The sequence below is a fragment of the Mesorhizobium australicum genome, from assembly GCF_900177325.1.
Taxonomy (GTDB): Bacteria; Pseudomonadota; Alphaproteobacteria; order Rhizobiales; family Rhizobiaceae; genus Mesorhizobium_A; species Mesorhizobium_A australicum_A.
The window spans coordinates 654815-677373 of record NZ_FXBL01000004.1 but is presented as its reverse complement, the minus strand read 5'-3'; the positions used below and the strand labels follow the sequence as shown (position 1 = coordinate 677373).

The window sequence follows — 22559 nt, the reverse complement described above, 5'->3', positions numbered from 1 at the left end:
ATCATCTGGCGGCCGGCCGATCCGGCGCTGCGCTCGCGCTGCCCTGCGTGATCAGGCGCGAGCTGCGCTGGTCGCGGGTGTGGATCCACAGCCAGCTCAGCGCCACGCTCAACCTGTTGCGGACACCGATCAGGAAGTAGATGTGGGCGAGGCCCCATATCCACCAGGCCAGCGCGCCGCGCAGCTTGACGCGGCCGAAGTCGATGACCGCCAGGCGCTTGCCGATCGTGGCGAGGCTGCCCTGGTGGCGGTAGCGGAAGGGTATGCCCGTCGGTCGCCCCGCGAGCCGCGCCCTGATCGTATCCGCGACATACCTGCCCTGCTGCTTCGCCGCCGGCGCGATGCCCGGAACCGGCTTTCCGTCCGGAGCGTCGATGGCAGCGGTGTCGCCGATAACGAAAATCTCGGGATGGCCTGGCACGGTGAGATCGGGCTCGACCTTGACGCGCCCGGCGCGATCGGCCGCGGCCGCGAGCCATTCCGCCGCCGGCGAAGCCTGCACGCCCGCCGCCCAGATGATCGTGGCGGCGGCCAGACGCTTGCCGCCGTAGAGCACGCCGTCGGCCGAGCATTCGGTGACCGGACTGCCACGCTCCACCTCGACGCCGAGCTTCTCCAGCGCGCGCAGCGCATAGTCCGAGAGATCGTCGCTGAAGGCGGCGAGGACGCGCGGGCCGCCCTCGATCAGCACCACGCGCGTCCGTCTGGTGTCGATGTTGCGGAAATCTTCCGGCAACGTCACCCGGGCGAGCTCGGCAATGGTGCCCGCAAGCTCGACGCCGGTCGGGCCGGCGCCGATGATCACGAAAGTGAGGAGTGCTGCCCGCCGTGCGGGATCGGTTTCGCGCTCGGCCTTCTCGAAGGCGACGAGGATGCGTCGGCGGATGGTCGTGGCGTCCTCGAGCGTCTTGAGGCCGGGTGCAAACGGCTCCCAGTCGTCATGGCCGAAATAAGCGTGCCGCGCGCCGGTGGCCAGAACCAGCGTGTCGTAGGCAACAGTCGACCCGTCGTCGAGCCGCACCGCGCGGGCCTGCGTGTCGACACCGGCCGCCGAGGCCAGCAGCGTGGTGATCTCGCGGCGCCGGCGCAGCAGATGCCGGATCGGCCAGGCGATCTCGGAGGTCGCCAGCGACGCGGTCGCGACCTGGTAGAGCAGCGGCTGGAACAGGTGATGGTTGCGCCGGTCTATGATCGTGATGCGAACCGGCGCACCGGAAAGACGGTGAACCGTCTCCAAGCCGCCGAAGCCTGCTCCGACCACGACGACGTGATGGGGGGAAGATATATCCGCTGCTGCCATCGCAAACGCCTTTCCTGCCGGTGCACACCGGCCGGGGTTGTCGCCATGCCGAGTGCTGCTGCGTTTTCCACCCACAAAGGATGTGTGGCAATGCCGAACTTTTCATAACTGGAATGCAGGCCGATCGTTCAATCCTTGAAGGCTTCGGTGCGGGTCGCCCTGCCCGCTGCTTCAAGCCGTCCCGACGGCCTGAAAGCGCGAGCGGAGTTCGGTCTTGAGCACCTTGCCGTAGGCGTTCTTCGGCAGGTCATCCAGCCAGACATAGTCCTTGGGTCGCTTGAAACGGGCGATCTGGGTCAGGCAGTGGGCGTCGAGTGCGGCCGCGTCGGCGGTGGCGCCCTGTTCCAGCACCACGCAGGCGACGACGACTTCTCCCCATTCCGGATCGGGCCGGCCGATGACCGAGACCTGCGCCACGGCCGGATGCGTCAGCAGTGCCTCCTCGACCTCGCGCGGATAGATGTTGGTGCCGCCGGAAATGATCACGTCCTTGGAGCGGTCGTGCAGGGTGAGGAAGCCGGCCTCGTCCATTGCGCCCATGTCGCCGGTGTGCAGCCAGACGTCACGGATCGCGGCGGAGGTGGCAGCCTGGTCATTCCAGTAGCCTTTCATCACCGAGGGCCCGCGCACGGCGATCTCGCCGATCTCGCCGGCAGGCAGCGGCCGCGCGTCGGGGCCCAGCACCGCCACCTCGCAGGCGGCCTGGGCAACACCGACGGACGCCAGCCGGTGCGAATGCTGCACACTCTCCGGCCCGGCGGCAAGCGCCTCGACATGCGCCGCGCGGGTCAGCGCTGTGATCGTCATCGGCGTCTCGCCCTGGCCGTAGATCTGGGCGAAGCGGGGGCCGAACTGGTCCATCGCGTCGCGGATGTCGGCGAGATACATCGGCCCGCCGCCATAGACGATCGTACGGATGCCCTCGCCCCGGTCGCCGCGCGCTCTGGCGGCGGCGACGAGGCGGCGGACCATGGTGGGGGCGGCAAAGAAGCAGAGCCGCCCGAGCTGTCCGGCGAGGTCGAGGATCTCGTCGCTGTCGAAGCCGCCCGAGGCCGGCACGACATGGCGCGCGCCGCAGATCAGGTAGATGAACTGGTAGAGACCAGCCCCGTGCGACATGGGTGCGGCGTAGACCTTGGCATCGCCGGCCTCCGCCGCATCGACGTCGGCGAAATAGCTCATGATCATCGCCTGGATGTTGGCCGGCGTCAGCATCACACCCTTGGGCCGGCCGGTCGTGCCGGACGTATAGAAGAGCCAGACGAGGTCGTTCTGGCCGGTCGGGTGGAGCGCGGGCGCCGGGTTGTCCGAGAAGAGAGCGGCGAAGTCGGGTCCGTCCATGTCGACGACGCGCGTGCCGGGCGCCAGCGCCGCGAGGTCGCCGGCGTGATCTGCATCGGTGAAGCAGAGCGCCGCGCCGGAATGGCCGAGGATGTAGGCAGCTTCCTTCTCGTGCAGCTTGGCGTTGACCGGCACCGCCACCGCGCCGATGCGCCAGACCGCCTGCATGGCGACGAGATAGTCGGTACGGTTGGCGAGGAAGAGCGCGACGCGGTCGCCCGGTCCGACGCCCACCGCTGCGAGACCGGCAGCCAGCGATCCGGCGCGGGCGTTGAAGCCGGCATAGTCGAGAACCGGTTCGGTGCCCCTGAACAGCGCCGGCCGGTCGGGCCAGAGCAGGGCGGCACGTTCGAGCCAGCGTGCTGGATTCATATCTTCCTCCCTCCTCGTGCCCGGCGGTTGACCCCCGCGGTTGAGCCGACCGTCACGCCCCGATCAGCTCCGAGCGGGCAAACCGAGGATGGCTCGCGCCTCGGCCGGCGTCGCGGGGCGTCCGCCGGCGGCGTAGACCGTCTCCACGGCGGATGAGAGCAGCGCGGCGTTGGTGGTCGGCTCGCCGGCCGCGTCGAAGAGCGCGTCTTCCAGACCGGCGCGGACATGGCCGCCGCCGGCGACCGCCTCGCGCATGACCCAGAGATTGTCCTCGCCGGCCGCGAAGGCGGCCCAGACCGTGCCGCCGGGAATGCGTTCGCGCATCGCGGCAAGTGCTGCCGGCGTCGCGGGCGCGCCGCCATAGCCGGTGCCGAGGCAGATCTGCATGAACGGCCGTTGCCCGAACGCACCCTCGGCTGCAAGCTTGCGGGCGACCTCCAGATGGCCGAAGTCGAAGCACTCGACCTCGGCGCGGACGCCCTTCTCGCCGTAGAGCCGCGCCATCTCGCGCAGGTCGCCCATGCGCGCGACGTGGATCGCCTGGCCGAGCGCGAACGTGCCGCAGTCGATCGTGCCGATCTCAGGCGTCAAGGCGAGCACGTGGTCCGCCCTGCCTGCCGCGGGGCGGAGCGTGGTGCCATCGGCCGGAACGAAGCCTGCCGCGTCGTCGAGCACAAGCAGACCGTCCATCGAAGCGCTGAGGTTGAGCAGTATGTCGGTGCCGGCGGCGCGGATCAGGCCGACGGTCTCGCGCCAGAGGCCGATATCGTTGGAGGGCAGGCCCGTCTTCGGATCACGGACGTGGATATGCGCCACCGCCGCCCCGAGCTTTGCCGCCTCGGCGACTGCCGCGGCGATGGCTTCAGGACTCACCGGCAGGTTCGGATTGAGCTCCGCCGCGTCGGGCCGCCCACCGTTGACGCAGGCGGTCAGGATGACCGGGCGCGTCATGCCTTGCCCCGCACGGCGGTGACGGCAGCGTCGGCAGCCTGCTGCATGAACAGCGCATCCTGCATCAGCGCGATGAAGGAATAGCCGCGCGCGATGCAGTCGGTGGCGTAGCCAGAACTGATCGCGAAGACGCCCGCGAACTTGCCCGCCGCCTTGGCGCGGGCGGCGACATGGTCCAGCGCCGGCGCCACGTCCGCGCTGTCGAGCGTTTCGCCGCCGGACAGCGAGACCGACAGATCCGAGGGGCCGACGAAGACACCGTCGATGCCGGGCACGGCGAGGATCGCATCGAGATTGTCCAGCGCCTGCCGGGTCTCAATCATGGCAATCGCAAGGTTCAGCTCATTGGCCTTGGCGAGGTAGCCCGGCCCGTTCAGCCCCGACAGCGGGATCGCGCGGCGGGGGCCCCAACTGCGGAAACCGACCGGCGGGAACTTGGTGTAGGAGACCAGCCGCTCGGCGTCCGCCACCGTGTTGACCATCGGGCAGACGACGCCAACCGCGCCGAAGTCGAGCACCCGCGAGGCGAGGCCGCCGCAATCGACCGGCAGCCGCACGAAAGCCGGCTTGCCCTCCAGCGCGGCGGCGGCGACGCTTGCCACGACGGCGGCCTCGTCGAACATGCCGTGCTGCATGTCGAGGATGAAGGAATCGAGCTTCGTCTTCGCCAGCGCCTCGATCACGTTCGGATCAGGAAGCTGACAGAAGGTCGACAGGTGCAGCGCGCCCCGGCGCACGGCCGGGGCGATGTCGGCATGGACCGCGGGAAAGCCCATCTCAGCTCTCCACGGGCGGGAAGTCGGCGGCCTGGTGATCGACGATCTCGAGATAGTCCTTCCGGATCGGGCAGAAGATGTCGAGGTTCATCACGACCTCGTCCGAGATCGGGATGCCGCCATGCATCACGTCCGGCGGCACGCGCAGCACCTCGCCGGCGCCGACCTCGAAGGTCTCCTCGCCGACGGTCCAGCGCATGCGGCCGGTCAGGATCACCGCGATCTGCTCGAAGGGATGCTTGTGCATGCCGAGCGTCATGCCCTTTTCCAGCCAGTTCATCACCAGCAGCACGTCCTCGCCGCGAAAGCCGGCCCGACTGATGTGGTCGCGCACCGGGAAGCGCGGCAGGTCTTCCCATTTGACCGGCATGCGGAAGGGTTGCAATTCGCTCATCTTGTCCTCCTACTTCTCTTGAAATCCGTCAGGCGACCTTGGCCGCCTTCAGCGCGCCGAAGCCGCCGCCGCCGGGCGTGATCATTGTGATCTCGTCGCCGGCCTTCATGTCGGTCTTGCCCGAAAGCACGACCGGCTTGCCGTTGACGAGGAACTGGCCGGCGCGGCCGGGCGCGCCGCCGTCGAGACCCTGCGGCGCCTCGCTGAGGCGGCTGGGCACGGTGTTGAGCAGCCAGGGCTGCGTGGTGCGCATGCGGAAGCCGATGCGCTGGCCATCGCCGCCCGGCTGCAGGCCCGCGCCGCCGGAGCCGCGCTCGAGCTCCTTGCAGGTGAAGACGATCGGATAGGCCGCCTCCAGCACCTCGACCGGGACGGCAGAGACACCTGTCGGATAGCAGACCGCCGAGATGCCGGGCTTGCCGGCACGCGCGCCCATGCCGCCGGAATAGTTGAACATCGAGGAGGTAAACGGGCGGCCCTCGGCGTCGCGGCCCTGGATCTGTACCGTCCACACCGCGCCCGACCCTTCGGCCACCACCTTGTCCGGCACCACTTGCGCCAGCGCGTTGAGGATCGGGAACGGCACATACATGCCGACCACGTGGCGGGCATTCACCGGCGAGGGATAGGTCGCGTTGACGATGCAGTTGTCCGGCAGCTTCAGCTTGATCGGCGCGAGCGAGCCGGCATTGTTCGGCAGATCCGGGTTGAGCGTCGAGCGGATGGCGAAGGTCGCATAGGCCTGAGTATAGGCCGGCACCACGTTGATGCCGCGCGGGCTGCGGCCCGACGAGCCGGCGAAGTCGACCGTGATCTCCCCCGCCTCGCTGTCGATGGTCACGGCGGTTTTCAGCGTGATCCGGTCGCCGCCGGGCACGTCGAAGGTCGACTCGCCGTGGAAAGTGCCGCCCGGAAGGGTGCGGATCGAGTCCCGCGTCGCGTTTTCCGAGCGGGTGATGATCTCGTCGGACAGCGCTTCGATGTCGTCCAGCCCGTAGCGGTCGCAGAGCGCGTTGAGCCGCTGCGAGGCGATCATGCCGGAGGAGACCTGAGCGCCGAGGTCGCCGAGCAGCGAGTCCGGGGTGCGGACGTTGCGCGTGATCATCGCGAACAGCGTCTCGTTGCGCACGCCCGCCTCGTAGAGTTTGAGGACGGGGATCCAGAGCCCTTCCTCGTGGATGTCGCGCGCGCCGGAGCCGATGCCGTAGCCGCCGATGTCGGTGTGGTGGATGGTCGAGCCGGCATAGCCGATCAGCTTCTGGCCGCGGAAGATCGGCGACAGAACGGTGATGTCGAAGAAGTGGCCGGCCGACATCCACGGGTCGTTGGTGATCAGCACGTCGCCGGGCTTCAGGCTCGAGGCATCGACATGCTTGAGCAGGTTCGCGGCGGCGGCCGCCAGCGAGTTTATGTGGCCGGGCGTGCCGGTGACGGCCTGTGCCACCATGCGGGCGCGGGCATCGAACAGGCCGTTCGCCAGGTCACCTGCTTCGCGCACGATCGGCGAGAAGGCGATGCGCTGCAGCGCGCGCGCCTGTTCCGAGACGATCCCGATCATGTTCGACCAGAGGATCTGGAGTTCTACGCCGTCCATGTTCAGTGCTCCGTCATCTTGTCGGCAATCAGGCTGCCGTTTGCGTACAGTCGGATCGTCCAGCCGGGCAGGACGAAGATGGTGGTCTCGCGCTCCTCGACGATCACGGGACCGGCGATCACGTCGTCCTCCATCAGTTCGGTGCGGGCGTAGACAGCGGTCTCCACCGGCTTGCCGCGGAAGTGAACGATGCGGCTGCGGGGCGCCGGACGGTTGCCGCCCTTGGCGACGGTCGCGGCGGCGCGGTCGGGCAGGCTGCCGCGCGCGGTGACGTGCCAGTTGACCAGCTCCAGCGGCATGTCGAGCTTCAGCCCGTATTGCGCGACGTATTCGCGGTCGAAGATCGCGCGCATCGCCTCGGCGTCGAGCGTCTCTCGGGGGTCGAAGGGCAGCTCGATCCTCAGCTCCGACTGCTGGCCGAAATAGCGCAGGTCGGCGCCGAAGACGAAGCCAATGTCGGACGGTGCGAGGCCGGCTTCCGTCAGCGCCGCCGTGCCTTCCGTCGTCATCTGGCCGACGAGTTCGCGCGCCTCGGCCGGGTCGAGCCGGTCGATCAGGCCCAACTGGCTGCGCACCAGGTCGATCTGCGCCGGCGTCACCAGCGTGCCGAAAGCCGAAAGCACGGAGGCCAGCGGCGGGTAGATCACCTGCTTCGATTCTATCAGGTCGGCGACGAGGCAGGCATGAACCGGGCCGGCGCCGCCGAAGGCGAGCATCGGCAGGCCGCGATAGTCGACGCCGCGATCGGTGGCGTGGGTGCGGGCCGCGGCCGCCATCTGCTCACAGACGACCTCGTAAATGCCCCAGGCGGTCTGTTCGGGGCTCAACCCGATCTTCGCGCCGAGCTTGCCGACGGCCGCGCGGGCGCCGGCGGCGTCGAGCTTCATGTCGCCGCCGAGGAAGCGGTCGGGATCGAGGATACCCAGCACCACGTCGGCGTCGGTGACACAGGGTTCCTTGCCGCCGCGGCCGTAGCTGACCGGTCCAGGAATGGAGCCGGCGCTTTCCGGGCCGGTGCGAAGCAGGCCGAGGTCATCGACCCAGGCGATGGAGCCGCCGCCGGCGCCTATCTCGATCATGTCGATCGACGGCACGGTGATCGGCATGCCGGAGCCCGGCTTGAAGCGGTAGCGGCGGTCGACCTCGAAGGTGCTCGTCACCAACGGCTGGTGGTTCTGGATCATGCAGGCCTTGGCCGTGGTGCCGCCCATGTCGAAGGAGATCAGGTCCGGAATACCGAACATGCGTGAGAAGTAGCAAGCGACCAGCGCGCCGGCCGCCGGGCCGCTTTCGATCATGCGCACGGGAAGCGTGCCGGCGCGGCCGGCACCGATGACGCCGCCGTTGGAGAGCATGATCAGCGGCTGCTGCGAGAAGCCCTGGCGGTCGAGTTCCTTGATCAGCGCGTCGAGGTAGGGGCGCGTGATCGGCACGGTGTAGGCGTTGATGGCGACGGTGGAGGTGCGCAGATACTCGCGCATCTGCGGCGCGATCGCGGACGACAGCGAGACGAAGATCTCCGGCGCCTCGCGGGCGAAGACCTCGGCGACCAGCGCCTCGTTGACGCCGTTGCGGTAGGCGTTGATGAGGCTGACGGCGACCGACTGGATGCCGCGCGCCTTGCAGTCGCGGGCGATCGCCGCGATCTCGGCTTCCTTTGCCGCTTTCTCGACCGAACCGTCCGCAAGTACGCGCTCGTCGAGCGCCCATGTCCGCTCGCGCGGGATCAGCGGCTCGGCGAACTCGATCTGCGGATCGTACATGTCGTAGCGATGCTCGTCGCGGATGTAGAGGATGTCGGTGAAGCCCTTGGTCAGGATCAGCCCGACCGGCGGTCCCTTGCGTTCGATCAGCGCGTTGGTGACGACCGTGGTCGCATGGACCACCACGTCGTTGACGTCCGGCGGCGCGATGCCGGCGCGGCCCATGACGAGATCCACGCCACGGAAGAAGCCTTCCAGCAGGTTGCCATGGGTGGTCAGGGTCTTGTCGACGAAGGTGCGGCCGTCGTCGGCGAGAAGGACGGCATCGGTGAAGGTGCCTCCGATGTCGACGGCGAGCGAATATCTGGTCATGTCATCTGATCCGTATTGCCTAGATTCCTGGAGATCTTGCGGGCCGCCGCCGTCAACGCCTCGACGTAGCGAGGGTCGGGCGGCGTCCCGATGGTGTTGGTGGGTCCGGCGATCGTCAGCGTGGCGACGAAATCGCCGGTCATGTCGAAGACGGGCGCGGAGACGGCGGTGACACCCTGCAGGGTCTGGTTCGGCGCATCGGCCCAACCGCGTGTCCGGACCTCGGCCACCTCCGCCTCGACGGCGGAACGATCGGTCGAGGTCTCGCTGGTCCATTGGCGAAGCGCAGTCGCGGCGAGCTTCGCGCCGCCGAAGGCCAGCGCGATCTTGCCCTGTGCCGAGGCGTGGAAGTCGAGCAGCGCGCCCGGGCGCGTGACGATGACGACCGGCTGCTCGGTGCGCACCATGTCGAGGATGCGCATGCCGCCGTGCTCCATCTGCGAGAAGGAGACGGTGAAGCCGGTCGCGTCGCGCAGTTCGACCATAACGGGCCGCGCCTCGCGCAGGATGTCGGTCGAGTCGGCGAGCGCCTGGCCGAGATGGTAGAGCTTGTAGGAGAGTCGATATTTCTCGGTCTGCGGGTCCTGCAGCACGTAGCCGAGAGAGAGAAGCGTGCGCAGGAAGCGGAAGACGCGCACCTTCGACACGCCGATCCGGCGCGCCAGGTCCGACAGCCCAACGGGCTGGCCGATCTCCGCCATCACCTCGATGATCATGAAGGCCATCTGGGTGGACTGGTTGACCGATTTGTCGAGCTCTACCGTCATCTGATCCTCACTTGAACAGGCCGGGGATCCAGAGCGAGAGGCTCGGGATCGCGGCAACCATCACAAGCAGCAAGATGCACAATGCAAGCATCGGAAGCGCAGCCTTCGTCACCGCCTGCAGCGGGCTGCGGGCGATCGAGGAGACGATGAACAGCACCAACCCGACGGGCGGCGTAATCATGCCGATCATGAGGTTCAGGACCACCATGACACCCATCTGCACAGGATCCATGCCGATGGTCGGCGCCAACGCGTTCAGCACCGGCATGATAAGAACCATCGCTGCCAGCGGCTCCAGAAACAGGCCGAGGATGAGGAGGATCGCGTTGAGCAGGATGACAAGGACCGCCGGGTTTTCAGACACGCCCAGGATCAGGGCGGCGACCTTCTGCGGCAGGCTTTCGATGCCCAGCACGAAGCCCGTCATGCTCGCCATCGCAACGACCAGCATCACCCCCGACGACATTGTGGCGGTATCGTAGAAGCACTGCTTGAGCTTCTGCCAGGATAGCGAGCGGTAGACGAACAACCCGATGGCCAGAGCATAGATGCAGGCTACGCCGGCGGCTTCAGTCGGCGTGAAGATGCCTGTGCGGATACCGACGACGATCAGCACCGGCAGAAAGATCGCCGGCGTGGCCGCGATGAGAAGCCCGCGGCGCTCTTCGGCCGGCACCGGAGTAGAGACAGGATGGTTCTCTCTGCGGCCCTTCCAGAGCGCATAGCCTACTAGCAGCCCGCTCAGAATGAGACCCGGAAGGATGCCTGCAAGGAACAGATCTCCGATGGACGTACCCGTCAACACGCCGAACAGAATAAGGGGCAATGACGGGGGAATGAGGGGACCGAGCAGCGAACCGGACGCGGTCAAGGCTGCCGCATAGGCCGGATCGTAGCCGTCCCGCTTCATCGGCGGAATCATGATGCCGCCGACGGCCGCGGCCTCTGAGGTGGCCGCGCCGCTCGACCCGGACATGAGGAGATTCGACAGGACGTTCACGACCGCCAGCCCACCCTTGATCCGCCCGACGAGGAACTGTGCCGCGCGAACGATGTGTCCGGTCAGGTTGGCCGCGCTCATCAAATTTCCGGCCAGGATGAAGAAGGGGATCGTCAGCAGGAGAAAGCTGTCGATGCCGGCGATCATCCGCTGCGGGAAGGCGACCAGCAGGTGGCCGTGGCCCTCGATCAGCAGATAGACCAGCGAGGCCATGCCGAGGCCAAGCGCCACCGGCATGCCAATGATCAGCGCCGCGAAGAAGATGGCGAGATAGAGGATCATCCGTGCGCCTCGATCTCGGTTGCGAGCCTGAGGTCGGAGGCGCGCGCGCCGGTGCCGATCATGCGGGCGTAGAGGACGATGTCCATGGCGAGCCGCAGCGCGAACAGCGTGAGCCCGACAGGAAGGGCGATGTAGACCCAGTAGACCCTCGGGACGGGGAAGTCGGGGCCGAACAGATCTCCGAGCAGGAACTTCATCGCCGGTATGGGCGAGGAGCCAAGCCGGTTCGCGTAGACGAATCCATAATAGACGAGCACCGAGAGCAGCACGATGCCGAGCACGTTGGCGACGATCGCGAGCACCAGGCCGGCATTGGGCGGCAAGGCGTCGCGCAGCATCGGCACGCTGGCGATCTCGCCACGCTCATAGGCAAGCACGGCCGCCAGGAACGAGACCCAGACCAGCAGGTAGCGGCAGATTTCCTCGGCCCAGATCAGCGAGGTGGAGAAGCCGTAGCGCAACACGATCTGCAGCGTCATCACCGCGAGAAGCACGATCAGCATCCAGATCAGGATCGTGGACACCACCGCGTCGAAATAGCGTCGCAAGGCGAGCATGGTTTGGCCCCGTCATCGGCATGCCTCCGCCGTCGCGGCCGGAAGGCCGCCGCAAGGCACGGTGCGGAAAGGTGGTCGGGACGGGGCGGCAGCCAGGATGGCGCCGCCCCGCGACAATCAGTTGGTCTTCTGGACCGCGCTGACGAATTCCTGGATCAGCGGATCCTTGGCGACCCAGGCGTCGAGCACGGGCTTGGTCTTCGCCTGCATCTCGGCGAGGTCCTCGAGCTTGGAGATGGTGACGCCCTTCTCCTCGAGCTTCTTGGTGATCTCGGCCTCCTGGTCGCGGGCGAGCGCGTAGTGCTCTGCGATGACCTCGTGGCCGGCCTCGACGATCGCCTTCTTCTGCTCGTCGGTCAGGCCATCGAACTTGGCCGAGCCCATCATCAGCACGCCGGGCCAGAAGTAGTGGCCGGTGAGCGTCGCGTTCTTGGCCGCCTCGTAGTAGCTCTCGGCGAAGGCGGAGGAGAGGTTGATCTCGACCGCGTCGATCGTGCCGGTCTCAAGCGCCGAGAAGACCTCGCCGAAGGCCATGCCGATCGGGGCCGTGCCGACCGCTTCCCAGATCGCCTTGTGCAGCGGGGTGGGAACGATGCGGGTCTTGAGGCCCGCGAAGTCGGCGACGGTCTTCACCGCCTTGGTGCGCGACAGGAAATGACGCTGGCCGGCCTCGATGTAGCCGAGGCCCTTGATGTTGCTGGTCGCGAGCGAATCCAGCAGCTTCTGGCCGACGTCCGACGACAGGACCTCCGCCATCTTGTCATAGCTGGGCACCAGGAACGGCAGCTGAAGCGAATCGAAGACCGGCGAGTTCAGAACCAGCGGCATCGTCGGCACCGAAACGAGCGCGCCGTCGATCGTGCCGAGCTGGATACCCTCCAGCAACTGCTTGTCGTCGCCGAGCTGGCGATCGCCATAGACCTCGATCTTGACCTTGCCGCCGGTCTTGGCGGCGACCTTGTCGGCGAACATGACCAGCCCGTCCTGGAACAGGTGCTTCGACGTCGCGGCATGGCCGAACTTCAGGGTGACGTCCTGCGCGAAGGCCGTGGCCGGCAGCAACAGGGCAATTGCGGCGATGATGCCGCTGCGAATGTTCATGATAACTCCTCCCTTATGTTTCTCATATCGAAACACTATTACAATATAAGATACACTCCAATCGTACGTCAACCCTGCAGCTTCTCCTCAAACACCGGCCAGACGGTGCGCGCGTCATTTGGCGTCGAGCACGGACCGGTGCTCCGTGGCCCAAATGGTGACGGCAAAGAAGGAGGGACAGGCGGGACGGATTGGGGAGGTCGGCTCCGCGCAAATTCTCGATTAACTCGCGAATTCAGGAGGCGCTTCCGCGCTCGGGAGCGCTCTGTCGCGCTAGATAGTTAGTCGGCGCAATTCCGTACTCCTGGCAGATGCTGCCGGATCAAGTCTGCTTCGCCGCCTTGGTGCGGCGCCTTCCCTCGGCCCCGCGATGCAGCAGCGCGTCGATGCGTTCCTGCGTGGTTGCGAAGCGCCGGTTCAGGGTCGCCACGAAAAGCTTGATATGCGGCTCCTGGGCCCGCTCCTCATGTACGAAGAGCCCGGTGCTGCCTGAGGCGTCCGGACTCTTGAACGGCACATAGACCAGCTCGCGGCTGAGCAGTTCGTCGATGAAGCCGATCGGCGCGAAGAAGCCTATGCCGAGATTGCGCTTCAGCATCTCCTTCATGACGTTGAAAGAGTTGGTGACGATGCGCGATCCGAACGGCGCGTTGTTCCGCACGAATTCCATCTCCGAGGTCGCGTCCAGTTCCCAGGGATCGTTGAGCAGGATCAGGGGATACTCGGCGCAGTCCGCAAGGGCGATCTGCCTGGCGGACGCCAGAGGATGCCCCGGGCCCATGACGACGCCCAGGCTGCTGTCTATCCGGTCGGCGAGCCGGTAGCGCCGGAAGTGGTGGTTTGCGAACAGCAGCGCGATATCATGGCGCTCCGACCTCATCTCCCGCACGGTGTCGATCGGGCTGGTCGAGAATATGTTGAACCGCATCTTGGGGTAGTGCGCGGTAATCTCCTCGATCGCCTCCGGCACGATCTTCTCCAGGAAGGCGGGAAGAGCGATTATGGCGACCTCCGCGGAACTTTCTCCCGAGATCGCCTTGATCTCACTCAGCGCGTTGTCCCATTCGGACATCGTCTTGCGCACGTGCAAGGTGAGCTTCTCGCCGGCAGGCGTGAGAACCAGGCGCTTGCCGACGCGCTCGAAGAGCTTCACGCCGATTTCCGCCTCCAGTTTCAGGATCTGCCGGTTTACCGCCGACGATGCGACGTTGAGCTGGCTGGCGGCCCTGCGGATGGATCCCTGCCGGACGACTTCGTCGAGATAGCGTAGTACGGGCGCGTGCACCGGCATTTCCTTCGGCTCGAAGGGCCAGAGGCGTCCCTTCGCAAACCCATCCTAACCGATGCGACTTCTCGCCTGCAATCGATGCCGTTTCGGCATCACCCATGGCGAGATTCTGTTCTTTTCTTTTCGCGTTTTTCCGACAAGTCTGTCTTGTGCACTGCACTATGCAGGCAAGCCAATCATAATCAGATATAAATCTGAGGGGAAAAAAGATGAGCATAATCAACGGCGTCAGCCGCCGCTACCTATTGAAATCCGGTGCAGTCATGGGTGGGGCACTGGCCATGCCCTATGCCTTCTCCAGATCAGCGGCCGCGCAGAGCGGCACGCAGACCGTCAACTTCCAGACCAGCTGGCTGATCGGCGGAAACCAGCTCGGCGAAATCGTCGCCAAGCACCTCGGCTACTTCGAGGAAGAGAAGCTGGATCTCGTCATCACGCCCGGCGGTCCCAACATCGACGGGGTGGCCATGGTGGCATCCGGACAGGCGCTGGTGGGACAGACGTCGTCGAGCCCCTCCATCATGCTCGCCCGCTCGCAGAACATCCCGATCTCCTGCTTCGCGGTCTGCGGGCAGAAGCATCCCTACAGCTATTTTTCCTTGCCGAGCAATCCGGTGCGCACCCCGGCAGACATGGTCGGCAAGCGCATCGGCATCCAGATCGCCGGCGGGCAGGTTCTGCTCAACAGCATCCTGCGGGCCAACGGCATCCCCGAAGACGACATCGAGGTCGTGCCGATCGGCTTCGATTTCGTGCCGCTCATCTCGGGTCAGGTCGATGCGATCTCCGGCTGGGCGACGAGCATCCGCAGTCTCAAGGCGCTCGGCCCCGACTACATCACCATGGGCTTGTGGGAAAACGGCGTGCGGCTCTACGCGCTTCCCTATTATGCGACGACCGAGACACTCGAAACCAAGGCCGAAATGCTCGCGGCATTCCTGAGAGCATCGGCCCGCGGCTGGGGTTATGCATATGAAAACCCGGAGAAGTCGGTCGAACTGATGATCGCGCAGTATCCGGACATGGGGTTCGATCTTGCGAACGAGATAGAGACCGCGAAGGTCCAGCTCAGCTACGTCTTCAACGAACGGACGAAGGAACTCGGCTGGGGCACGATGGATCCGATCATCTGGCAGGAGCAGATCAAGCAGCAGGCCGACCTCAAGCAGTTCACCGGCGCCGCACCCACCGTCGAGATGATCTCGACCGACGCCATCCTGAAGGCGACCGAGGCCGTCCGCCCCAAGCTCGGCTGAGGGGCGCGAGATGGGAATCGCGATGCTTGGCGACACCCTCACCCAGGCTGGAACCGTGGCAGTCCAGCTCAACGGCGTGGGTGTCCAGTTCGTCACCGACCGCGGAACGGTGACGGCGCTCCAGGATATCAACCTGACGGTCCGGAAGGGTGGCTTCGTCACCCTTCTCGGCCCCTCCGGCTGCGGCAAGTCCACCTTGCTTCGCGTTGTGGCCGATATCATCAAGCCGACGTCGGGAACGGCGAGCGTCTTCGACAAATCGGCTTCCGAAGCACGGCTGAACAGGGATATCGGGTTCGTCTTCCAGGACGCGGCGCTGCTGCCATGGCGCAGCGTGCTCGACAACGTCATGCTTCCCCTCGAAGTGGGTGGAGGCATTCCGAAGAACCGTGCCGGCGATCCGCGAGAGCTTCTCAGGCTGGTCGGCCTGGAGGGATGGGAAAACGCGCTGCCGCACGAACTTTCGGGCGGCATGCGCCAGCGCGTCTCGATCGCGCGCGCGCTGATCTCGGAACCGCGCCTGCTGTTGATGGACGAGCCGTTCGGCGCGCTTGACGAGATCACTCGCGACCGCCTGAACGAGGAGCTGCTGAGAATCTGGGAGCGCACGGGCACGACGATCCTGTTCGTGACGCATTCGCTCTACGAGGCCGCCTTCCTCGGCCAGGACGTCCTGTTGCTTGCCGCCCGCCCTGGACGCGTGCGCGAGAAGGTGGCGGTCGAGCTTCCCATGCCGCGCAAGCTGGCGATGCGGGATACTCCGACCTTCACGGACACCATCGCCCGGCTGCGCAACATTCTGGAGACCTGCTAGCATGGCCAACATCGTCGCAGGCCACAACGACGCCAGCATTCCGGCCCAACCGGTGGAGGACTCGCAGCTTGCCGAGCACCTCGCGCACCAGCGCCGGCTGCGCTGGCGGCGGCGCATCCTCCCTACCATCGCCCTCGTCCTGCTGATCGCGCTCTGGGAAATCGCGGTGCCGACCTTCGACATCAAGTCCTACGTGGCGCCGGCGCCGAGCGCGATAGCGCAGGTCCTGCAATCCAAGTTCGGCCTGCTCATGAGCAATCTGGTGCCGACGGCGATGGAGGCGATCGGCGGATTCCTGCTCGGCAGCGCCGCGGCGATCCTGATCGCCACCGCCTTCGTCTACCGGCCCACGGTGGAGGAAGCGTTCTTCCCGATCGTCGTCATGATCAATGCCGTGCCGATCGTCGCGAAGGCTCCCGTCCTCGTGCTCCTGCTGGGCAACGGCATGGCGCCCAAGATCATCATCGCGGCGCTGATCTGCTTTTTCCCGACCCTGGTCAACATGACGCGCGGCCTGCGGTCGGTGAGCTCGCAGCAGATGGAGCTGATGCATGTGCTGTCGGCATCGCCGCGCGAGATCTACTTCAAGGTCCGCCTCATGAACGCCCTGCCGTTCCTGTTCTCGGCCTTGAAGATCGCCGCCGCCGCTTCGGTGGTGGGCGCGATCGTGGGCGAGTGGATCGGCGCCACGAGGGGCATCGGTGCTCTGATCATCCAGGCGACCTATGCTTTCGATTCGCCGCTGCTCTACGCGACGATCGCCGTCGGCTCAGCCTTCTCGGTCGCCTTCTTCAGCCTCATCGCATGGGCGGAGCGGCGTTTCCTCAAATGGAACGTTTCCAACTCCAACTGACATCAAATCACAAGCATTCAAGGGAGACGCGCCAGTGTCAAAGTCCGAGGACTGGGTGAGGACGGAGGCCGGCCAGGTGCCGGTGGTGAAGAGGGCCGATCTGGTCGTCGTCGGCGGCGGTCCGGCGGGCATATCGGCGGCGGTGGCCGGCGCGCGCAACGGTCTCTCGACCGTCCTGCTCGAGCGCTATCCCTATCTCGGCGGGCTGGCCTCCGGCGGAATGGTGATCGTGCTGGACGACATGTGCAACGGCTCCGAGATCAGCGTGCGCGGCCTGTGCACGGAAATGATCGAACGCATGGAGCATATGGGCCTGTGCGTGGTTCCGCCCGAGGCCGAGCGGCGGTCGAGCGAGCAGCTCTATCGGAAATGGGCCCGCTGGGGCGTGTTCGACTTCCAGTCGCGCGAGAAGCCGCAGGCCATCTGCTATGCGGCCGCCTTCGATCCCGACGGCTACAAGCGGGCGGCAAATGCGATGGTTGCCGAATCCGGCGTCCACCTGCGCCTGCACAGCTGGTTCTCCAGTGCGATCGTCGAGGACGGCGCGATCAAGGGCGTGATCTGCGAGACCAAGAGCGGCCGCCAGGCAATCATGGGTTCGGTGGTGATCGACACGACGGGCGATCTCGACGTCGCTGCCGCGGCCGGTGCGGCGAACGAGCAGGGCAAATACATCATCACCACGGTCTTCCGGCTCGGAAACGTCGATACCGCCGCGGCGGAGCGGTTCGAATACGAGCAACCCGAAGCCTTCGCCGCCATAGACCGGGAGGCGAAGCGGCTGATCGGGGGCTGCTGGGAGAAGTGGTGGCTGAAGACGCCGCTGCCGGGAATCGTCTGGTGCAACTGCCCGCATATGCCCAACCTGAACGGGCTGGAGGTAGAGGATCTGACCAAGGCCGAATATGCCGGGCGGGCGCGGATCGAGGCGCTTGTCGCCTATGCGCGCGAAAAGGTGCCCGGGTTCGAGAAGGCCGTGGTCGTCGACGTTGCGCCGCAGGTCGGCATCCGCCAGACGCGCATGCTGCGCGGCCGCTACGTCATGACCAAGGAGGACGTCGTGCAGCGGCGCTACTTCGAGGACACGGTGGCGCGGGGCCGCGACTACTATTACCCCTACCGATCCTTCCTGCCGCGCGAGGTGGCCAATCTCCTGATCGCGGGCCGGCACTATTCCGCCGAGCCAGCCGCGCAGCGCATCTCACGCGAGATTCCTCCTTGCATGGCGATGGGCGAGGCGACAGGCGTCGCGGCGGCGCTGGCGCTGGAGGCCAATGTTCCCGTCGAATCCGTCAACATCGCCAAATTGCGCGAGCGGTTGCGGGCACAAGGCGCGGATCCGGGCGACCAGCCGGCGGAGAACGCGCTTCTCATGGCGAGCTGACGGCAGAAGACATCAATGCAGAACACCACAGTCCAGCCCCTTTCCGGGATCCGTGTCATCGACTTCACCCAGGTCATGCTTGGGCCATGCGCCACGCAGGTCCTGGGCGACTATGGCGCGGACATCATCAAGGTCGAGCGGCCAGGCAGCGGCGACCTTTCGCGATCCGTCCTCGACAACGATCCGGAAGGGCTCGACAATCCGGTCTACGCCAGCCTCAACCGCAACAAGCGCTCCATCGCCCTCGACCTTCGCAAGCCGGAGGGCAAGCAGGTCATCTATGACCTGGTGAAGACCGCCGACGTGGTCGTCGACAATTTTCGTGCGGGCGTGATGGCGCGGATGGGCTTCGGCTACGAAACCCTGTCGCAATTGAACCCGCGGATCATCTGCGCCACCGGCACGGGATTCGGCCTGGCGGGCCCGCTGTCGGGAAAGGGCGGCCAGGACGTGGTCGCTCAGGCCATGTCCGGGGTCATGGCGCGCAAATCGAACGAAGACGTTCCCCTGACGATCTATCCGACCACGCTGTGCGACTATACCGCCGGCATGCACCTTGCGCAGGCCATCCTGCTTGCGCTGCTGCATCGCGAGCGGACGGGCAGCGGCCAGCAGGTCGCGGTGTCGCTGTTCGAATCGATGCTCGCCATGCAGATGCAGGAGGTGGCATCGGGCCTGCAGCGGCAGAGCGAGGTGAACTGGGGCGCCATGCCTCTCACAGGCGTGTTCGAGACTACGGACGGGGCTGTCGTGATCGTCGGCGCCTTCAAGCTGAACCCGCTCCAGGACATCTGCATCGCGCTCGGCCTGCCGGACCTTTCGGCAGATCCCCGCTATGCGACGCTCGCCGAGCAGAGGGTCCGCAAGTCGGAGCTGCAGAAGCTGTTCGCGGAACGCTTCCGCACCAATTCGACGCGCCACTGGCTCGACCGGCTGGAGGAGCGCGACCTTCTGTGCTCGCCCGTCCTGACCCTCAAGCAGGCGCTCGAGCACGAGCAGACGAAAATCAACGGATCGCTGATCTATCTCGACGACGATCCCGCAAGGCCGGTGATCGGCTCGCCCCTGATGCTGGCCCCCGACGCGTTCCGGCTGCGCCACAGGCCGCCGAAGCTGGGCGAGAACGGCAAGACAATCCTGACGGAAGCCGGATATTCCGACCAGCGCATCTGCGACCTGCAGGCTTCGGGAGTGCTGGCATGAGCGTCACGTTTGTTGTCGAAAACCATGTCGCTCGGATCACTATCGACCGCCCCGAGCGGATGAACGCGATCGACCAGGCGACGCAGAACGAGATGGTGCGGATCTGGGACGCGATCGAGGCCGATCCCGACATACGCGTCGCGGTCCTGACCGGCGCCGGCGACCGCGCCTTCTCCGCCGGCGCGGACATGCAGGGCGAGGCCGAGCCGTCCGGGCTCGATTACTGGGCGGGATTGCCCGCCTCGGGCTTCGGCGGCATCTCGCTGCGCGACACGCTGGACGTGCCGGTCATCGCCCGGGTCAACGGCTATGCGCTTGGCGGCGGCATGGAGATGGTGCTGGGCTGCGACATCGTCGTCGCGTCCTCCAACGCGAAGTTCGGGCTGCCCGAGTCAAGGGTCGGTCGGCTCGCACTCTCCGGCGGCATCGTCCACCTGCCTCGTCGGATTCCGCACGCGCTGGCCATGGGAATGCTGCTTTCCGGCAGGCGCATCGATGCCGCCGAGGCAGCGAACTACGGGCTGGTGAACGAGGTCGTCGAACCGGCCGACCTCGACGCCTGCGTCGATCGATGGGTAGCCGACATTCTCGCCTGCGCTCCCCTCTCGGTGCGCGCGATCAAGCAGATGGTTCGGGCCGGCGAGACGAAGACGCCAAGGGAAGCCCAGATGCTGCGCCTGCCGGCGCTGGTCGCCGCGCTGAAATCCGAGGACCAGAACGAGGGCGTGCAGGCATTCCGCGAGAAGCGCGCCCCGAACTGGAAGGGCCGCTGATGACCTATGTCATCGGCTCGGCCTGCATCGACGTCAAGGATGCGGCATGCCAGGTGGCGTGCCCGGTCGAGTGCATCTACGAGGGCGGGCGGATGATGTACATCCATCCCGACGAATGCATCAATTGCGGGCTCTGCCTCTCGGTCTGTCCCGTCGACGCGATCTATTCCGACGACGAACTGCCGGCGGCGGAACAGCCGTTCCTCGCGATCAATGCGGAATTCTTCTCACCGGAGGTGACCGGCTGGGGCTCCCCGGGCGGAGCTTCCGAGAAATTCAGGACGACGCTCGATCACGAGGCGGTGGCCGGCCGCGCATCTGCGACGGGAAAAACCACATGAAATTCGATATGGAAGGCGTGATCAGCGGCGAATGGCGCATGGACCGCGATGTCCACGCGATGGCCGGCTGAGCCACCTGAACAATCAATCGGAAGCAGACAATGGCATTGCTCGACGAAACTGCAAAAGGCGTCTTCATCATCGCCGTCACGCCGTTCGGGGACGACGGCGCGCTCGATCTGGAGAGCGCCGACCGGATGACCGACTTCTATCTGGAACGGGGGGCCGCCGGGCTCACCGTGCTCGGCATCATGGGAGAGGCCCCCAAGCTGACGGCCGAGGAGGCGCGCCTGTTCGTCAGGCGCGTTGTCGCGCGCGTGGCCGGGCGGGTTCCGGTCGTGGTCGGTGTCTCGGCGCCGGGGCTGGCGCCAATGCGCGAGCTTGCGCAAGACGTGATGGCGGATGGTGCCGCCGGCGTGATGGTCGCGCCGGTGTCCAGCCTGCGAACCGACGACCAGTGCTACGCCTATTTCGAAGGCGTGGCGCAAGCGCTCGGCCCCGATGTCCCCTTCGTCCTGCAGGACTATCCGCTGACGACCGGCGTTCAGCTGGCGCCGCAGGTCATCCAGCGCGTCATCGACAACCTGCCGAGCTGCGTGATGCTCAAGCATGAGGACTGGCCCGGCCTGTCGAAGATCACGGCGCTGCGCAAGGCTTCGGACGGCGGCAAGCGCCGCATCTCGATCCTGACCGGCAATGGCGGGCTGTTCCTGCCGGAGGAGTTTTCGCGCGGCGCCGACGGCGCCATGACCGGCTTCGCCTTCCCCGAGATGATGGTGGGCGTGTGGAATGCCCATGCGGCCGGCGACACGGCACGCGCTCACGATCTCTTCGACGCCTATCTGCCATTCGCCCGCTATGAGCAGCAGCAGGGCATCGGCCTCGCGGTGAGGAAATATGTTCTTGCGGCGCGCGGCGCGATCAGGTCTGCCGCCCTTCGTGCTCCCGGGCCGAAACTGTCGCCGCTCGACATCGCCGACATCGAACTTCTGCTGAAGCGGCAGGACGCGCGCCTGAAGGAGCTCGGCTGATGGATCTGGGACGTGCCGGCCGGTCGCGACGCCGGGCCTGACATCGAAGAGGAAAGAAAATGGACATTGCCGAATTCATCCGCACGATGCCGAAGGCCGAGCTGCACCTGCACATATCGGGCACGATGTCGCCCCAGACGGTGATGCGCCTTGCCGCGCGCAACGGCGTCGACATTCCCTACAAGACGGAAGCCGACTTCATCGAAGCCCAGCAATACAAGTCGCCGGAGGACTTCTTCCGCTATCACATGACCTGCTTCGAGGTGCTGCGCACCCGGCAGGACATCTACGAATCGACGATGGATTTTCTCGAGCGGGCCCGCGAGGAGAACATCCGCCACGTCGAACTCACATTTGCGCCGCAACAGTATTTCGACAATGGCATCAGCGTCGACGATCTGATGCAGGCCCTCGACCAGGCGAGCAAGGACGGCCAGGAAAAGTTCGGCGTGTCCTCGGTGCTGCTGATGTGCATCAACAGGGAATTCTCCGAGGAGAGCGCGCTGAAGATGCTCGAAGCCGTCGCGCCCTATCGAGACATGATCGCCGGCATGGGGCTGTGCTCGAACGAGAAAGGCAACCCGCCGATCAAGTTCAAGCGCGCCTACGATGAGGCGCGCAGGCAGGGCTACCGGCTGACCGCCCATTGCGACTGCGATATGGAGAATTCGGCGCAGCACATCTATCAGTGCATCCATGTCCTGGGCGTCGAGCGCATCGACCACGGCGTCAACTCCATCGAGGACGACAAGCTCGTGGAGGCCCTGGTCGAGCGGAACATCCCGCTGACGATATGCCCGACCTGGACACCCCTCGATTCACGTCCGCGCCGCATCGGGCGCCTGCGCGCGCTCTACGAGCGGGGCGTCAAGGTGACGGTGAACACGGACGATCCGGCGGAGTTTTCCAGCGGATATATGTGCCACATGATGCAGGAGCTGACGAAATACGGGTTCAGCGCGTCGGAACTGCTCCAGTTCATGCGCAACGCCTTCTCCGCCGCCTGGATACCGGACGCGGCGAAGACAGTGTTCCTGAAGGAACTGGAGGCGCACGCGGCCGCCTACGGGGTGCGCTGACGGGATACAATCCTCGTCGCGCCGCGT

General features: G+C 66.0%; 21 protein-coding genes. 9 read left to right on the top strand and 12 right to left on the bottom strand.

The window, feature by feature from the left end; all coding sequences use genetic code 11:
* Position 1: 1 nt before the first annotated feature.
* The 12 genes from B9Z03_RS05640 to B9Z03_RS05585 all read right to left on the bottom strand — a co-directional run bounded on the left by B9Z03_RS05640 (position 2) and on the right by B9Z03_RS05585 (position 13795).
* The gene (locus tag B9Z03_RS05640; RefSeq protein WP_085463294.1) at positions 2-1300 is read right to left on the bottom strand and encodes an NAD(P)/FAD-dependent oxidoreductase; all 1299 of its coding nucleotides are present in this window, start codon (positions 1298-1300) and stop codon (positions 2-4) included.
* Positions 1301-1471: 171 nt separating this feature from the next.
* Positions 1472-3013 (bottom strand): AMP-binding protein, encoded by a 1542-nt coding sequence (locus tag B9Z03_RS05635; RefSeq protein WP_085463293.1) that lies wholly within the window; start codon positions 3011-3013, stop codon positions 1472-1474.
* A 63-nt stretch (positions 3014-3076) separates the two neighbouring features.
* Positions 3077-3964, bottom strand: coding sequence for a beta-keto acid cleavage family enzyme (locus tag B9Z03_RS05630; protein ID WP_085463292.1), 888 nt, complete (start codon positions 3962-3964; stop codon positions 3077-3079).
* On the bottom strand, positions 3961-4740 hold the full coding sequence (locus B9Z03_RS05625) for an HpcH/HpaI aldolase family protein (RefSeq protein ID WP_085463291.1): 780 nt from the start codon (positions 4738-4740) through the stop codon (positions 3961-3963). The genes B9Z03_RS05630 and B9Z03_RS05625 overlap by 4 nt, the downstream gene beginning before the upstream one ends.
* Position 4741: 1 nt before the next feature.
* Positions 4742-5134 (bottom strand): cupin domain-containing protein, encoded by a 393-nt coding sequence (locus B9Z03_RS05620; protein ID WP_085463290.1) that lies wholly within the window; start codon positions 5132-5134, stop codon positions 4742-4744.
* 28 nt (positions 5135-5162) lie between these two features.
* On the bottom strand, positions 5163-6728 hold the full coding sequence (locus B9Z03_RS05615) for a hydantoinase B/oxoprolinase family protein (protein WP_085463289.1): 1566 nt from the start codon (positions 6726-6728) through the stop codon (positions 5163-5165).
* A 2-nt stretch (positions 6729-6730) separates the two neighbouring features.
* On the bottom strand, positions 6731-8803 hold the full coding sequence (locus tag B9Z03_RS05610) for a hydantoinase/oxoprolinase family protein (protein ID WP_085463288.1): 2073 nt from the start codon (positions 8801-8803) through the stop codon (positions 6731-6733).
* The gene (locus B9Z03_RS05605; protein ID WP_085463287.1) at positions 8800-9570 is read right to left on the bottom strand and encodes an IclR family transcriptional regulator; all 771 of its coding nucleotides are present in this window, start codon (positions 9568-9570) and stop codon (positions 8800-8802) included. Before B9Z03_RS05605 ends, B9Z03_RS05610 begins: the two co-directional genes overlap by 4 nt.
* A 7-nt stretch (positions 9571-9577) precedes the next feature.
* Entirely contained in the window at positions 9578-10852 is a 1275-nt protein-coding gene (locus tag B9Z03_RS05600) for a TRAP transporter large permease (RefSeq protein ID WP_085463286.1), read from the bottom strand.
* A complete protein-coding gene (locus B9Z03_RS05595) occupies positions 10849-11409 on the bottom strand; it encodes a TRAP transporter small permease (RefSeq protein WP_085463285.1) in 561 nt (186 codons plus the stop codon). The genes B9Z03_RS05600 and B9Z03_RS05595 overlap by 4 nt, the downstream gene beginning before the upstream one ends.
* A 117-nt stretch (positions 11410-11526) precedes the next feature.
* The gene (locus B9Z03_RS05590) at positions 11527-12510 is read right to left on the bottom strand and encodes a TRAP transporter substrate-binding protein (RefSeq protein WP_085463284.1); all 984 of its coding nucleotides are present in this window, start codon (positions 12508-12510) and stop codon (positions 11527-11529) included.
* 322 nt (positions 12511-12832) lie between these two features.
* The gene (locus tag B9Z03_RS05585; RefSeq protein WP_176247443.1) at positions 12833-13795 is read right to left on the bottom strand and encodes a LysR family transcriptional regulator; all 963 of its coding nucleotides are present in this window, start codon (positions 13793-13795) and stop codon (positions 12833-12835) included.
* Between the two features lie 212 nt (positions 13796-14007).
* Here B9Z03_RS05585 and B9Z03_RS05580 point away from each other — a divergent pair, with 212 nt between their 5' ends.
* The 9 genes from B9Z03_RS05580 to add all read left to right on the top strand — a co-directional run bounded on the left by B9Z03_RS05580 (position 14008) and on the right by add (position 22532).
* Positions 14008-15054 (top strand): ABC transporter substrate-binding protein, encoded by a 1047-nt coding sequence (locus B9Z03_RS05580; protein WP_085463282.1) that lies wholly within the window; start codon positions 14008-14010, stop codon positions 15052-15054.
* A 22-nt stretch (positions 15055-15076) separates the two neighbouring features.
* Positions 15077-15868 carry an ABC transporter ATP-binding protein gene (locus B9Z03_RS05575; RefSeq protein ID WP_244561667.1) on the top strand — a complete coding sequence of 264 codons (792 nt, stop codon included), beginning with the start codon at positions 15077-15079 and terminating at the stop codon, positions 15866-15868.
* Position 15869: 1 nt separating this feature from the next.
* Positions 15870-16721: an ABC transporter permease gene (locus B9Z03_RS05570; RefSeq protein ID WP_085463280.1), complete on the top strand. Its 852-nt coding sequence runs from the start codon at positions 15870-15872 to the stop codon at positions 16719-16721.
* Positions 16722-16755: 34 nt separating this feature from the next.
* Positions 16756-18105, top strand: coding sequence for an FAD-dependent oxidoreductase (locus B9Z03_RS05565; RefSeq protein WP_176247405.1), 1350 nt, complete (start codon positions 16756-16758; stop codon positions 18103-18105).
* A gap of 15 nt (positions 18106-18120) precedes the next feature.
* Positions 18121-19308, top strand: a complete 1188-nt coding sequence (locus tag B9Z03_RS05560) for a CaiB/BaiF CoA transferase family protein (RefSeq protein ID WP_085463278.1) — start codon at positions 18121-18123, stop codon at positions 19306-19308.
* The gene (locus B9Z03_RS05555) at positions 19305-20081 is read left to right on the top strand and encodes an enoyl-CoA hydratase-related protein (protein WP_085463277.1); all 777 of its coding nucleotides are present in this window, start codon (positions 19305-19307) and stop codon (positions 20079-20081) included. Before B9Z03_RS05560 ends, B9Z03_RS05555 begins: the two co-directional genes overlap by 4 nt.
* Entirely contained in the window at positions 20081-20422 is a 342-nt protein-coding gene (gene fdxA, locus B9Z03_RS05550) for a ferredoxin (RefSeq protein ID WP_085463276.1), read from the top strand. The genes B9Z03_RS05555 and fdxA overlap by 1 nt, the downstream gene beginning before the upstream one ends.
* A 101-nt stretch (positions 20423-20523) precedes the next feature.
* On the top strand, positions 20524-21453 hold the full coding sequence (locus B9Z03_RS05545) for a dihydrodipicolinate synthase family protein (RefSeq protein ID WP_085463275.1): 930 nt from the start codon (positions 20524-20526) through the stop codon (positions 21451-21453).
* A gap of 59 nt (positions 21454-21512) precedes the next feature.
* Positions 21513-22532, top strand: coding sequence for an adenosine deaminase (gene add / locus B9Z03_RS05540; protein WP_085463274.1), 1020 nt, complete (start codon positions 21513-21515; stop codon positions 22530-22532).
* Positions 22533-22559: the final 27 nt, after the last annotated feature.